Here is a 12,415-nt window from a genome sequence, read left to right as displayed (position 1 = left end):
CTGAATGTATGCGCTGTGTCGATGCAGAAAGCCCGGGTAAATCAAAGTCGTGATAGCCTGTGGTGAGTGCCTGTTTCTACTGGAATTATTTGAGGATAATAAATTTATTTTCAGCATTTTATAAGAAGCAGTGTAAAGTGTTGATTGGAACAAATTAATGACTTTTTAGCTTGTCAGCTTTATTTTTTAAATCCTAACTCATTTAGTGCCCGTGCGCACTGCATTTATCCCCAGGCACTGCTAATTTATTTGCCACGCCTAAATCTCGTTAAAACGCAAAGAGCGGGCGCTAATGGTATAGGCAAATTGCACGGCAAGGCGGCGATAATAAGCAGCTGCCGGGCGCTTCGGGATGCCTGAAGTGGCCGGCTAAATACAGCTAGTTTCGTTGGCTCGTCAGCTGCCCGGCTATGAGCAAACAGGCCAGCGACGAGGACAGGCCAGCCCGGCCAGCAGCGCCAGCCAGCACAATTTGTCAAATGTAAATTTGCTGTAGCGCCCGCGTAAAATGCCGGGCAGGCGCCAGCCGGGGCGGCCCGGTGGGCGCCGGGCGCGGCTAGCAGCCGGGGCGGCCTGAATAAATATGCGCGCAATAGCTTTCAGCTTTAAGCCGCCGGGCCTTACCTTCGCGGCATGAAAAGCTTGCGCACCTACTCCCTGCTGCTGGCCGCCAGCGCGGCCCTGTTTCTGACCGCTGCCTGCACCACGGCTCCCGACGCGGAGAAAGACCCTAGCGCCGATGCGGCCTACAAGCGGGCCCACCGCACCGAAGGCTACCGCGAGGCCCAGCGTAGCAACGTAAACTACTAACCCCATCTGATGCCGTGCTGAGAGCGCAGCATCATTCAACCAGAAAGCCCCGGCTACGCAGTGTGCGTAGCCGGGGCTTTTCAATTTAATTTGGTTGTGGCTAGACCTCGGCCAGCACCTCTTCGTGAAGGGCCGGCTGTGACACGGCCACTAGCTGCCGTTCGAGCAGGTCGGCCCAGGCACGCAGGTACAGCACCACGTCGTCGCGCTGGTTGTGGCGCAGGGCATTGCGGCGCTCGAAGGGGATGGTGTGGCGCACGGCCGGGTCGCCGAGCTTTTCGAGGTGCGTGAGGTCTTCGCGCGAGAAGCCCAGGGCCAGCATCTCATCAATGGTCTGGTCGAAAGGCAGGCCGCTGGTGGGGCAGTAGTCCACGAGCTGGCGCTCCCAGTCGCCGTAGCGTTGCAAGGCCTGGGTGTGAATTTCGGCCTTGGTGAGGCTGGTGATGGTTTGGGCGAGGTGGCCGCAATTGCAGCTGCCCATGTGGCCCCACTGGTAGGGCGCCTCAGAAGCCAGACGGCGGGCCGTATCGCGCAGGGCCTGAATAAGCGGAAGGGAAACGCGGGAAGTCATGATGCTAGGGAGCCAGGAAAACAGCGTTGAACTAGTGGCAGATAGCCACCTAGTGAAGCCTGGCCAGCCGATTTTTGTTTCCTCAGGGCAAAAATATTCCGGTAGCCCCGCTATTAAAAGCGCAACTACCGGAATACTGAATTTCCGCCTGCCCATTAGGCTCTATCAGAAATTAAGGAATTATAAGGGCCTAGCTCGAGCGGCGGCCACCTTCGCCGCCGCCACTGCGGCCCGCCTGGAAAGGACGGCTGCTGCGCTGGCCCCCGCCGCCCGAGGTGCTTGAGCGTTCGCCGCCGCCCGACGACTGCGGACGACCACCACCGCGGTGCTCGCTGCGACCGCCACCCGAGGTGGAGCCGCTGGAACGTGGCGCTCCGCTGCGGCCCTGACCCCCGCCGCTGCCCCCGCGCCCCTCGCGGGGCGGGCGGCCCGCCGGGCCCTTGGGCCGGATAATGCGCTCGTTGCCATTCAGCGATACCGGCGCTACGCTGTTGGTGGAGTAGGGGTGCTCTTTGTCGACGTCAATCTGCTTACGGATAAGCTTCTGAATATCTTGTAGATACGCACGCTCTTCTTCTTCTACAAATGTAAACGCCGTGCCAAAGGCCCCGGCGCGACCCGTGCGGCCAATGCGGTGCACGTAAGTTTCGGGCTCGTTGGGTACCTCGTAGTTGATAACGTGCGTCAGCTCATCCACGTCGATGCCGCGGGCGGCGATGTCGGTGGCGACGAGCACGCGGGTGGTGCCGGCCTTGAAGTTGCTGAGCGCGCGCTGACGGTGGTTCTGGCTCTTGTTGCCGTGGATGGCCTCGGCCGTAATCTGGGCCTTCTCCAGCGTTTCGGTTACCTTGTTGGCGCCGTGCTTGGTGCGGGTAAAGACCAGCACGCGCTTGATGGCGGAGTCCTTGAGCACGTGGCGGAGCAGGGCGGGCTTGTCGTTTTTATCGACCAGGAACACCGACTGGGTCACCGTGTCGGCGGTGCTCGATACGGGCGTCACGGCTACTTGCACCGGGTTGGGGCGCAGGATGGTGGCCGACAGCTCCTTGATAACGTTCGGCATGGTGGCCGAGAAGAACAGGCTCTGGCGCCCGGCGGGCAGCTTGGGCAGGATGCGCTTGATGTCGTGGATGAAGCCCATGTCGAGCATGCGGTCGGCCTCGTCGAGCACAAATACTTCAAGGTGCTGCAAGTTCACGTAGCCCTGGTTCATCAAATCGAGCAGGCGGCCGGGCGTGGCTACCAATATTTCGACGCCGCGCTGCAAGGCCTGCACCTGCGGGTTTTGGCCCACGCCGCCGAAGATGACAGTCGAGCGCAGCTGCGGCAAGTGGCGGCCGTAGGCCTTAAAGCTCTCGCCAATCTGGATGGCTAGCTCGCGCGTGGGGGTCAGCACGAGGCAGCGTACGCGGCCCCGGGGGCCCTGGGCAGCCTTCTGGGTTTGGGCGGTTTGGTGCAGAATCTGGAGAATCGGCACCGAGAAGGCGGCCGTTTTGCCGGTGCCCGTTTGGGCCACCCCTAGTAGGTCGTGGCCTTCGAGCACCTGCGGAATGGCTTGCTGCTGAATGGGCGTGGGGGTGGTGTAGCCTTCCTCGCTCAGGGCGCGCAGGATGGGCTCAATCAGGTTGAGGTCGTTAAAGGTCATGAAGATGGGAGCCACCCGCCCGGTGGGTGGTGGCCGGGGCGGAGGCCATCGGCTGCCTGCGCAAATACAAGAAAATAGGAGGGAAAAACCCGCGTCGGGCGCCAGTAATGACTACGCGACGGGCCGGCGGCCGTATACTAGGGCCAGCAGCTGGTCCGATTGCCAGGCTGCCTTCGGCGGCAAAGGTACCGCTTAAATCCCCAAGCCATGCAGATAGTTCACCGCGAGCGCGCCTACGACGGTCATTTTAAACTCAACAAGCTCACGCTTAAAACCCAGCAGGGCGAAGAATTACCCCGCGAGCAGTTCGCCCCCGGCCACGCAGTGGCTGCTCTGGTCTTCGACACCCAGCGCCGGCAGTACGTGCTCACCCGGCAGTTTCGGGTGGGCGCCGAGCGCGAATTGCTGGAAATAGCCGCCGGCATGATTGACAAGGACGAGCGCCCCGAAACGGCCGTGCGCCGCGAGCTGCATGAGGAACTGGGGTACGAAGTAGACCAGCTCACCGAGATTGTAACCATGTGGCCCTCGCCCGGCACCAGCTCCGAAACCATCGTCGTGTACTACGCCGAGGTGAGCCGCCAGACTAGCCAAGGCGGCGGGCTAGCCGACGAGCACGAGCAGATAGAGATAATCCGCCTCACCCGCGAGGAGCTAGCCAAAGAGAAAATTCAGGACGCTAAAACGCTGCTGGCCGTGCAGTGGGCGCAGCTGCACAAAGGCTAGCCAGGGCCGAACCGGAGTTGAAAAGAGCAGGTCATGCTGAACGCAGTGAAGCATCTTGGTCGCATCGCTGGATTATTAACCCTAGCGGTGCGACCAAGATGCTTCACTGCGTTCAGCATGACGAGCTTTATAGGAGAGGCGCCATTAGTGCCATTAGTATAGTTTCTACTGCGGCGTGAGCTGATACTCGAACTGCTGGCGCAGGCGCGTGTCCGTGATGATGAGCGTGAGTGGGCCGGCGGCCGGGTCGAGTTTGATAAAAGGTACTACTTGGTGATTCTGGTACAAGTCGCGGCCGTAGAAGCGGCCGAAGCCCGCTTTGGGCGTGCCCGTGAATACCTCTTTGCCATCCTTGGTGCGCGCCGAGAGCGTGAGCAGCGAGGGGTCAGCGTTTTTGGCGCCCTGGCGGCGAATGTCGAGCACCAGCGCCCCGCTGGCCGGCAGGGCGGCTAGCCGGCGCTGATACGTGGAGTCGGCCCAGGCGTGAATTTTGCGCAGCTCGTTGATTTCGGCCTGCATTTCCTCGTTCGAGCGGTAGCACACGTGGGTGTAGGTGCCCGTGATGTCGGCGTCCTCGTCGGTGTTTTTGGTGATGTTGGCCACCACTGGGCACTCGGGGTTTTTCTGGGCAAACAGGTAGCGCTTGCGGGCCGGGCCGTTGGGACTTTGGGCGTGGGCCGCGGTGGCCGCCCCTAGCAAGGCGAGCACCAGCCCGGTGCGTAGCGTAGACGTAAATTGCATTTTACAGAGAAGATAAATAATCCTGTATGGAAAGTGAATAGGGGCGCTGCAAAGAACGGCAGCCCGCGCCAAACGCCCCGGCTCAGGCGCTAAATAATCGGCCAGCAGCAAAGTTTGACGGAAAAGTAACCCGCTCGTAACCTGGGCGTGATATGCTGCGGCGAGCTTTGGGGTATGCAAAAACTCGCGGAATTCAAGCGCTGGTTATTGGACTGGCAGCCCTCCGGCGCGGGGCTGGTGTGGCTCGTGGCCCTGGGCTGGTGGCTGGTGCTGGGGTGGCCGCTGCGCCGTAGCCTGCGCCCCGCGCTGGGCAGCGCGGCCGGCGAGCACCCGGCCGGCCCGCCCACCCGGCCCCGTCGCCCCAAAGACCGGCCGCGCCCCAGCTACCCGCGCGTGCCTTACCCCTCGGCCGCATGAGCAAATCTCCTGAGCTAGCCCCACCCGGCACTGCCCCGCGCCCGTCCAAAAAGCGCCGCCTCGGCGTAGCCGTGGTCAGCGATGTGCACCTGGGCACCTACGGCTGCCACGCCCCTGAGCTGCTGCGCTACCTGAAGAGCATCCGGCCGCAGGTGCTGGTGCTCAATGGCGACATTGTCGATATCTGGCAGTTTTCGAAGAATTACTGGCCGCCGTCGCACATGCGGGTGGTGCGCTACCTGGCGGGGCTAGCGGCCAAAGGCACTAAAATCTACTACCTCACCGGCAACCACGACGAGCTGCTGCGCAAGTTCGCGGGCCTGAAGCTGGGTCATTTTCAACTCGATAACAAGCTGGTGCTCGACCTGCCCCACGGCCGCACCTGGCTGTTTCACGGCGACGTGTTCGATGTGACCATGCGGCACTCGCGCTGGCTAGCCTGCCTCGGCGGCAAGGGCTACGACCTGCTCATTCTGCTCAATCGGCTGGTGAATTTTGGGCTGCAAAAAATTGGCCGGCCCAAGGTGGCGCTCTCCAAAGCTGTGAAAGACCGGGTGAAAAGCGCCGTGAGCCTCATCAGCGATTTCGAGCAAACGGCCGCCACCATTGCCGCCGACCAGGGCTACCGCTACGTGGCCTGCGGCCACATTCACCAACCCGAAATCAAGACCCTGGCCACGCCCCAGGGCGCCATTACCTACCTCAACTCGGGCGACTGGGTCGAAAACCTCACCGCCCTCGAATACACCGCCGAAGCCGGCTGGGCCCTCTACCGCTACGCCGACGACCCGCGCATGCTGCCCCAGCCCGGCGAGGCTAGCGAAGCCCCCGAGGCCGACGAGCTAGCCGCCGATGCCGCGCCCGCCGCGCTGCTCGAAAGCCTGCTGGCCGAGTTTAAGTTGAAGTAAAAAGTATATTATTAGGTCATGCAGCGCGCAGCGAAGCATCTCGCGTGCTGACGTCTGCGAACGACAGGGATTACTGCGCCACGCGAGATGCTTCGCTGCGCGCTGCATGACCTAACAAGTACTTCATAGCCAACTAGCAGTTTTTGATTTATAGAAGAATGAACATTCTCTACGCCATTCAGGGCACCGGCAACGGCCACCTGATGCGCGCCCTCGACGTGGTGCCGCTGCTGCAAGCCCGCGTGGCGGCCCTGGGCGGCCAGCTCGACCTGCTGGTGAGCGGCCCGCCCGCCGATTTGCCGCTGCCCTTTAATGTCCGCTACCGGGTGGGCGGCATGGGCTTTTTGTTTGGAAAGAAGGGTGGTATCAACTTCGTGAAAACCTTCCGGCAGTTCAACTCGGCTGGGTTCGTGCACGATATCCGACATTTGCCGGTGGAAAGCTACGATTTGGTGCTCAATGACTTTGAGCCCGTATCGGCCTGGGCCTGCCGGCTGCGCCACCGCCCCTGCGTGGCCCTGAGCCACCAGAGCGCCGTGCTGCACCCCGCCGCCCCGCGCCCCAAGGGCGAGGACCCTGCCGGCCGGGCCGTGCTGCGGCACTATGCCCCTAGCACGGTGCAGTATGGCTTTCATTTTCAGGCGTATGCGCCCGGTATCAGCACGCCCGTCATTCGGCGGCAGGTGCGCGAGCTGGCGCCTACCGATGAGGGGCACTACACAGTATATCTGCCGGCTTTTGATGAAGAAACGCTGGTGAAGCGCCTGCGCTACCTCAGCCGCACGGTGCGGTGGGAGGTGTTTTCGAAGCACAGCCAGCAGCCCGCCGACTACGGCAACGTGCGCGTGTGGCCGGTGAGCGGCGGTGATTTTCTGCAAAGCCTGGCCCGGGCCAGGGGGGTGCTCTGCGGCGCGGGCTTTGAGACGCCCGCCGAGGCGCTGTACCTGGGCAAAAAGCTGTTGGTCGTGCCCATGAAGCAGCAGTACGAGCAGCAGTGCAACGCGGCGGCCCTAGCGGAGATGGGCGTGCCCGTGGTGCGCGGCCTCAAAGACAAGCACCTCGCCCGCATCGACGACTGGCTGCACCGCGGCCGCCCCGTGCCCGTAGAGTACCCCGACCGCACCGGCGCCATCCTCGACCAGCTGCTGGCCGAGCAGCTAGGAGTGCCGTGCCCGCGGCAGGCGGCGCGAGCTTTGTAGGTTGCGGCGCGGTGCACTATATGGCCGCAGAGAGAGTTAAAGAAGCCATTTAAAAGCACCCTCGTTGTCATGCTCATCTGGCGTCCGCGAAGCGCAGCGTAGTCGAAGCATCTTGCTAGGGCACGTATGAGCCGTTCAACGAAGCGGCCAAGATGCTTCGACTACGCTCCGCTTCGCGGACGCCAGATGAGCATGACAAAACTTGACTTTCTATAATTACTTGAGTGATTGCAGAAGCTGAGAGCTGAAATCCTAAAAAGTCAGCTCTCAGCTTTTACTTCCCTATTGTTTCCTGGCTAGCTCAGCCTGGCCCCAAATGATGCCCGACGATACTATCCTTTCTATCCAGCGCCCGCTGGCGCTGCCCCCGGCTTTTTTCCCCGCTACCACGCCCGCTAGCTATTCGCGGGCCGATTTTGGGTCCGATTTTCACTGGGGCGCGGCGTGCGCGGCCTATCAGGTAGAGGGCGCCTGGCAGCAGCAGGGTAAGGGCCCGAGCATTTGGGATGAGTTTACGCGCCGGCCCCGAACGGTTGCGCGGGGCGAGCACGCGCGGGTAAGCACCGATTTTTTTACGCGCTACGAGCAGGACCTCGACCTAGCCCAGGGCCTGGGGCTGACGGACTTTCGCTTCTCCGCCGCCTGGGCTAGGGTGTTGCCCGAGGGCGTGGGCGCCATCAACCGCCGGGGCCTCGATTTCTACGACCGCCTCGTCGATGCCTGCCTGGAGCGCGACCTGCGCCCCTGGCTCACGGTGTACCACTGGGATTTGCCGCTGGCCCTGCAGCAGCGCGGCGGCTGGGCCAACCGCGCCGTGGCCGACTGGCTGGCCGACTACGCCCAGGTGCTGGCCCGCCGCCTCGGCGACCGCGTGCAGCACTGGATGGTGCTCAACGAGCCCATGGTATTCGTGGGCGCCGGGCACCTGCTGGGCATTCACGCGCCGGGCCGGCGCAGCCTGCCAGCATTTTTGGCGGCGGCCCACCACGCCACGCTGGCCCAGGCCGAGGGTGGCCGGGCGCTGCGGGCGGCGCTGCCGGGCACGGCCCGCATCGGCACCACGTTTTCGTGCTCCTACGTTACGCCCGCTAGGCCCGGCCACGGGCCGAGCGAGGCCGCCGCCCGCCGCGTCGATGCCGTGCTAAACCGGCTGTTTGTGGAGCCCGCGCTCGGGCTAGGCTACCCCACGGCCGAGCTGCCCACGCTAGGCTGGCTGCTGCGCCGCTACCAAAAGCCGGGCGACATGGAGCGCCAGAAATTCGACTTCGACTTCTGGGGCGTGCAGAACTACACCCGCGAGGTGGTGCGCGCCGCGCCCTGGCTGCCGCTCATCGGCGCGGCGCTGGTGCCGGCGGCCAAGCGCGGCGTGCCCACCACCGAAATGGGCTGGGAGGTTTTCCCCGAGTCGATTTACCAAATGTTGAAACAGTACGCCGCTTACCCCGGCGCGCCCGAGCTGGTTATAACGGAGTCGGGCGCCGCCTTTGCCGACCAGCCGGTGGGCGGCCGCGTGCCCGATGCGGCGCGGCTAGCCTACTACCAGGCGGCCATCGGGCAGGTGCTGCGCGCCCGCCGCGCGGGCATCCGGGTCAACGGCTATTTCCCCTGGAGCTTCACCGACAACTTCGAGTGGGCCGAGGGCTACCGCCCGCGCTTCGGCCTGGTGCACGTCGATTACGAAACCCAGGAGCGCACGCTGAAAGACTCGGGCCGCTGGTACGGCGAGTTTCTGGCCGGCGCCAGGGTGGAGGTGGGGCAAGCGCGGGTGGCAGGCAGGATGTAGGCCGCGGGCTGGGCACTGTTTAAAACAGGGCTTACTCTATCGGTCATGCAGCGCGCAACGCAGCATCTCGCTTGCTGACACTAGAGATACTATCCAACGATTGCGAGCGAGATGCTGTGCTGCGCGCTGCATGACAACTGAAGCCAGATGTCGCCGGGTGTTCAGCGTGTTGATTTCAACGAGTCAGCGGCGTGTCGCGCATGGCCATAAACCGCTCGATGAGCTGGCTGGGCTGCTGCTCGTCAAACTCGCCAAAGCCCAGCACAAACCCCGGCGCGGGCTGCACAAAGCGGATGGCCGCGTTCACCGCCTCTAGGTACTGGCCGAAGCGCGCGCGGTCGCCCTCGGCGGCGGCTAGCTCAGCATCCCAGCGCAGCGCGGCCGGGCCTTTGCGCACCAAAAAGGGCAGCACAAACGGAATGTAGTGGCTGAAAACCGGGTTCTCAACGCTCGTCAGCCGCGTATCGGGCCACACGTGAAACTCGCTGAACGAGGCCGGCGGTGCCACCACGAAGCGCGCCTGCTCCTCAGCCATGGCCGCGAACAGCTCGCCACGGTTGGGCTGGGAGTAGAGCTGGGCGTAGGCCGCGTACCACACCGTCACGCCAGCCTGGTTCACAAGCTGGTAGGGGTGAAATGAGCTGGCTAGCCCCACGCCGCCGTGCTCGCCAATAACTAGGTTGTAAAGCTGGCCAAACTGCGCCAGGTCAGTCGATTGTCGATACGGGTTGTCGGTAAGGCCGTAGAGGTAAAAGCTGGCGAAGTCAGTGAGCGAGGGCTGCGCTGAGGCGCCGGAAGCAGGAAATTCGGACACGGAAAAGGTACGCTAAGAAGGGTCGCCGCGGGCTATAGGCCGGGCCGGAGCGGCAAAGTTCGGGCGCGGCGCGGGCTTGTGGGCGCCGCCGTGCTACTTTCGGCGGGCCGCGCTGTGCTAGCCCGGCTGTGTGCTCCTTTTCCCACCCACCGCGCATTTATCACTATGTCGTCTTCCCGTCGCCAGTTTCTCAAACAAGCGGCCACCGTGGCCGCTGCGGCTGCCGTAGCTCCGCAAGCCATTGCCCATGAGCTGGCTAGCCCGCTCTTCTTCGAGATTTCGCTGGCCGAATGGTCGCTGCACAAAGCCTTGTTCAGCAAGAAAATCGATAACCTCGACTTCCCGGCCATCGCCAAAAAGGAGTACGGTATCAGCGTGGTCGAGTACGTCAACCAGTTTTTCAAGGATAAAGCCCAGGATACCAAGTACCTGAACGACCTCTTGCAGCGCTGCCGCGACCACGGCGTGCGCAACCACCTCATTATGATAGACGGCGAGGGCGACCTCGGCGCGCCCGACCAGGCTGCGCGCCTGAAAGCCGTCGAAAACCACTACAAGTGGGTCGATGCCGCCAAGTATCTGGGCTGCCGCACGGTGCGGGTCAACGCCTTCGGCAAAGGCTCGGCCACCGAGGTGCAGCAAGCCGCCATCGACGGCCTAAGCCGGCTGAATGAGTACGCGCAGAAGGCGGGCATCAACGTGATAGTGGAAAACCACGGCAGCTATACTTCTGATGGGCAATGGCTGTTAAAAACTATTCGGCAGGTCGATAAAAAGAGCGTGGGCATCCTGCCCGACTTCGGCAACTTCTGCGTGCGGCGTGATACCGGTGAGCTTTACCAGGGCACCTGCCTCGAATCGTACGATAAGTACAAGGCCATCCGCGAGTGGATGCCCCTAGCCAAGGGCGTGAGCGCCAAAACGTTTGAGTTTGATGCGGCCGGCAACTGCGTCGAAACCGACTACGCGAAGATGTTCCGCATCATCAAAGACTCGGGCTTTAAAGGCTACGTCGGCATCGAGTACGAGGGCGAAAAGCTGAGCGAGGACGAGGGCATCCGCAAAACCAAGGCGCTGCTGGAGCGAGTGGGCCGGGTGTAGGCGCAGGGCTAGCGAATGCAGAAAGTAAAGACGCTAAAAAACGTTTGTCATGCTGAACGCAGTGAAGCATCTCTAACAAGCAGTACGGTAGAGATGCTTCACTGCGTTCAGCATGACAAACGTTTTGTTGGTGAAAGTGCTTTACTTAAGCGGGTCGCTGTTGCTGATGAAGGCCACGCGTTTGCTGTCGGGCGACCACGAAGGTGTATTAATAGTCCCTTGTCCGCCATATACATAGGCGATTACTTTGGGCGCGCCGCCGGCTAGGGGCATCATCCGCAGGTACACGTGCTTGTAGAAGGGGTGGTCGCCGGCGGGTACTTCATCCTTTAGGAAGGATACGAACACCAGCCACTTGCCATCGGGCGAAATGTGCGGAAACCAGTCGTTGAACTCGCCGGTGGTCACGGGTTCCTGCTGGCTGCCATCGGGCCGCATGCGCCAGATTTGCATGGTGCCGCTGCGGGCCGAGTTGAAGTAGATGTACTGGCCATCGGGGGTGTACTCGGGGCCGTCGTCGAGGCCTTTGGCGGTGGTAAGGCGCACTTCCTTGCCGCCCTTGGCCGGCACGCGGTAAATGTCGAAGTCGTCGTGGCGCTGGCCGGTGAAGAGCAGGCTCTTGCCATCGGGCGACCAGCCGTGCAGGTAGGAGGGGCCGCGCGGCGTAATCTGGCGGGGCATTCCCCCGCTAGCCGGCACCGTATACACAATGGAGCCGCCCAGCTTATCGACGCCGCTGCTCAGGCCCAGGAACTGGCCACCGAAGGACAGTACGTGGTCATTGTTATTGTTTTTGACGTCGCCGGTGGGCAGCACGGCTGGTTGCCGGGTGGCAAGGTCAAAGTTGTACATCAGGCCGTCGCTGTTGTATATCAAGCTCTTGCTATCGGGCCGCCAGTTGGGCGCCTGAATGGAATTGGGCGCCGTGTAGATGATTTCGCGGTTGCCGGAGGCCACGTCGAGTACCTCCAGATGGCTACCCAGGTACTGCTTGTAGGCCACCATGCTAGCGGGCGCGGGCACCACCAGGCGCACATCGCGAAACACGGCCGTTTCGGTCACATCGGCGTTGTGCGCGCACACAAACAGGCCTACGTACACCTCCTGGCCCAGGTCCACGTTGGTGACCTGCACCACCTCGAAGGGCTGGCCAAATTGCGCCACCCGCATGGTGTAGGTGGTGCCGGTGCGCTCCAGCTGAATAATATCGGCCTGGGTAGTAGAGGCGCGGGTTTCCTCGGTGGTGGCGCCGGCGGTTTTGCGGTATTGCAGCGAGGTGAGGCCGTCGCCGTGCTCGGCGGCGCTTACGTGGGGCGAGTTGGGGGCCAGGCTCTGGCGTACCATCCAGCCCATTTTGCGGTGGCTTTCGGCGCCGCGCCAGCCCACCAGGCCGGCCCGGGCGTAGAGGAGGAAGTCGCCGGTGAGCTTTTTATAGACATAATGAAACGCGTCGTGTTCGGCCCAGATGTTGGCGCCGGCGCCCGTTACTACGTACTGCTGAGTGGCGGGCAGGTAGGTGGCTGCGCCCGGCTTACCGGTATCGCCCACGTCTTGCTGGCCGTCAAATACCCCTAGCTGCTGGGCAAAGCCGGCTTGGGCTAAGACCAGGCAAAAAAATAGAAAAAGCAGTTTTGACGCAAAAAACTTCATACGGCGGGCGGGTGGGAAAAGGAAAGTGAAGGGCTAAAAGCCAGGCTAGC

General features: G+C 62.5%; 12 protein-coding genes. 7 read left to right on the top strand and 5 right to left on the bottom strand.

Going from position 1 to position 12,415, the window contains the following annotated elements; genetic code table 11:
- Nucleotides 1-633 precede the first annotated feature (633 nt).
- Complete coding sequence (locus tag Q5H89_RS18185; protein ID WP_208130987.1) at nucleotides 634-810, top strand: hypothetical protein; 177 nt, start codon at nucleotides 634-636, stop codon at nucleotides 808-810.
- A gap of 100 nt (nucleotides 811-910) precedes the next feature.
- Here Q5H89_RS18185 and Q5H89_RS18180 read toward each other — a convergent pair whose 3' ends face one another.
- Complete coding sequence (locus tag Q5H89_RS18180; protein ID WP_305020773.1) at nucleotides 911-1,381, bottom strand: hypothetical protein; 471 nt, start codon at nucleotides 1,379-1,381, stop codon at nucleotides 911-913.
- A 190-nt stretch (nucleotides 1,382-1,571) separates the two neighbouring features.
- Entirely contained in the window at nucleotides 1,572-3,026 is a 1,455-nt protein-coding gene (locus tag Q5H89_RS18175) for a DEAD/DEAH box helicase (protein ID WP_305020772.1), read from the bottom strand.
- Nucleotides 3,027-3,233: 207 nt separating this feature from the next.
- Here Q5H89_RS18175 and Q5H89_RS18170 point away from each other — a divergent pair, with 207 nt between their 5' ends.
- Complete coding sequence (locus Q5H89_RS18170; RefSeq protein ID WP_305020771.1) at nucleotides 3,234-3,752, top strand: NUDIX domain-containing protein; 519 nt, start codon at nucleotides 3,234-3,236, stop codon at nucleotides 3,750-3,752.
- A 165-nt stretch (nucleotides 3,753-3,917) separates the two neighbouring features.
- Here the strand turns inward: Q5H89_RS18170 and Q5H89_RS18165 are convergent, their stop codons facing one another.
- Nucleotides 3,918-4,493, bottom strand: a complete 576-nt coding sequence (locus Q5H89_RS18165; RefSeq protein WP_305020770.1) for a hypothetical protein — start codon at nucleotides 4,491-4,493, stop codon at nucleotides 3,918-3,920.
- Between the two features lie 174 nt (nucleotides 4,494-4,667).
- Here Q5H89_RS18165 and Q5H89_RS18160 point away from each other — a divergent pair, with 174 nt between their 5' ends.
- The 4 genes from Q5H89_RS18160 (at nucleotide 4,668) to Q5H89_RS18145 (ending at nucleotide 8,800) form a co-directional block, all read left to right on the top strand.
- Entirely contained in the window at nucleotides 4,668-4,910 is a 243-nt protein-coding gene (locus Q5H89_RS18160) for a hypothetical protein (protein ID WP_305020769.1), read from the top strand.
- Nucleotides 4,907-5,818: a UDP-2,3-diacylglucosamine diphosphatase gene (locus Q5H89_RS18155; protein WP_305020768.1), complete on the top strand. Its 912-nt coding sequence runs from the start codon at nucleotides 4,907-4,909 to the stop codon at nucleotides 5,816-5,818. Before Q5H89_RS18160 ends, Q5H89_RS18155 begins: the two co-directional genes overlap by 4 nt.
- Nucleotides 5,819-5,976: 158 nt before the next feature.
- A complete protein-coding gene (locus Q5H89_RS18150) occupies nucleotides 5,977-7,017 on the top strand; it encodes a glycosyltransferase family protein (RefSeq protein WP_305020767.1) in 1,041 nt (346 codons plus the stop codon).
- Nucleotides 7,018-7,333: 316 nt separating this feature from the next.
- A complete protein-coding gene (locus tag Q5H89_RS18145) occupies nucleotides 7,334-8,800 on the top strand; it encodes a GH1 family beta-glucosidase (protein WP_305020766.1) in 1,467 nt (488 codons plus the stop codon).
- A 175-nt stretch (nucleotides 8,801-8,975) separates the two neighbouring features.
- On the opposite strand, the gene Q5H89_RS18140 is transcribed toward Q5H89_RS18145, so the two are convergent.
- Nucleotides 8,976-9,614 (bottom strand): hypothetical protein, encoded by a 639-nt coding sequence (locus Q5H89_RS18140; RefSeq protein ID WP_305020765.1) that lies wholly within the window; start codon nucleotides 9,612-9,614, stop codon nucleotides 8,976-8,978.
- Nucleotides 9,615-9,779: 165 nt separating this feature from the next.
- On the opposite strand from Q5H89_RS18140, the gene Q5H89_RS18135 reads away from it, so the two are divergent.
- On the top strand, nucleotides 9,780-10,715 hold the full coding sequence (locus Q5H89_RS18135; protein ID WP_305020764.1) for a sugar phosphate isomerase/epimerase family protein: 936 nt from the start codon (nucleotides 9,780-9,782) through the stop codon (nucleotides 10,713-10,715).
- A 141-nt stretch (nucleotides 10,716-10,856) separates the two neighbouring features.
- Here the strand turns inward: Q5H89_RS18135 and Q5H89_RS18130 are convergent, their stop codons facing one another.
- Nucleotides 10,857-12,365 (bottom strand): TolB family protein, encoded by a 1,509-nt coding sequence (locus Q5H89_RS18130; protein ID WP_305020763.1) that lies wholly within the window; start codon nucleotides 12,363-12,365, stop codon nucleotides 10,857-10,859.
- Nucleotides 12,366-12,415 lie beyond the last annotated feature (50 nt).

The organism is Hymenobacter cheonanensis, assembly GCF_030581075.1.
GTDB lineage: Bacteria > Bacteroidota > Bacteroidia > Cytophagales > Hymenobacteraceae > Hymenobacter.
Note: the sequence above shows the minus strand (reverse complement) of the source record. Positions and strands in the feature narration are given on the sequence as shown.